At 51.5% G+C, this 1,288-nt stretch carries 1 protein-coding gene; it reads right to left on the minus strand.

The features are described 5' to 3' along the window. Positions 1-389 precede the first annotated feature (389 nt). On the minus strand, positions 390-629 hold the full coding sequence (locus TX24_RS30115) for a DUF2188 domain-containing protein (RefSeq protein WP_057712118.1): 240 nt from the start codon (positions 627-629) through the stop codon (positions 390-392). Between the last annotated feature and the right edge of the window lie 659 nt (positions 630-1,288).

Here is a 1,288-nt window from a genome sequence, read left to right on the forward strand (position 1 = left end):
TGGGGTGTGCGCCCAGTCAGAAACTGCGAGCCCGCTGGGCCAGTGACACTGAACCCTGAGAAAGAAACGACTATGAAACAAGCAGCTTAAAACGAAGAACAGTGACAACTACCTTGAAAAACACCGATTCGCAGCTATCTAAAAATTCAGGATTACGCCTCTAAGCGGATGCTGATCAGCCAACGCACTATGCGCGCACTACGGAGGGAGCAGCAGTCGCTCAACATCGTACCTGTGTGACGCGATCCAGGGTCGGCCGGCGAGGAAACCCGCTGGCCGATGCCGCTCAAACTGCTCTGTTTGGAACGCTTAAGCCGCTTATGACAGATAACTATCCGCAAGCCGACTAGATATCTACGAAAACCCTGTAAGGGTTTGAGGCAGTAAAATTATCCTTTCGTATCGCGTGGGTCGTTTCCTGGGGCGATCGTGTCCTTCGCTCTAAATTGCCCATCCCTTCCTTTTGTGGTCATTTCACCGCCGCCCTGATTTCGAAGCATTTCGCGAGCAGCTTCCTGTGCTTCGGCCTGAGTTTTATGGACACTGGATGCTCTGTCAGCATCATTGCGCTTATTTTCCCACGTCCCATCCGGCCGCTGGGAAATCGTTCTATCTTGGGGCTTACTCATTGGCGGGTCTCCTTGAAGTTTTTATCCATTTTATTTATAGACCAGATCCCACTATCCGGCCCCTTAACCCACCAACTCTAGGACCTCTTCACCCTAGCTTTTTCCGCCTTGGAAACTTAAGCATGCCCTGCGCAGAGCGGGTGCGGGCCACCAATGGCGCGCACGATTGGCTTTCTTCATAACGTGGTGGAATGGGGTGAAGACCAGGAAAAAATGCGATTTGCCGTTCTATAAGGTCAGCCACTTTTAGGTAACCGTCGTGATAGCTCCCCGCGACGACTGGAACCACGTTGACATTAAGTGACCGCAGTAACGACGTGACAGGCGTTTCATTTGCTTCCGTATCCAGTGACACGTGGTAGTAAAAAACCTGCCCCGTTTGGTGCCGACGTCGCCGCTTGTGCAACAAGAGCCACCAGAGATCGATCTCCGTAAAATCCAAGCCCAACCCCACAATGTGTATGTGGTCACGCAAGAAATAATCCACCCAAGAATAGACAGAGCGATTTTCAGTAAAGTCGAGGTTTCCCCCTTTCGGTGTTTTTCAAGGTAGTTGTCACTGTTCTTCGTTTTAAGCTGCTTGTTTCATAGTCGTTTCTTTCTCAGGGTTCAGTGTCACTGGCCCAGCGGGCTCGCAGTTTCTGACTGGGCGCACACCC

It is taken from the genome of Pseudomonas lactis (genome assembly GCF_001439845.1).
Classification (GTDB): domain Bacteria; phylum Pseudomonadota; class Gammaproteobacteria; order Pseudomonadales; family Pseudomonadaceae; genus Aquipseudomonas; species Aquipseudomonas lactis.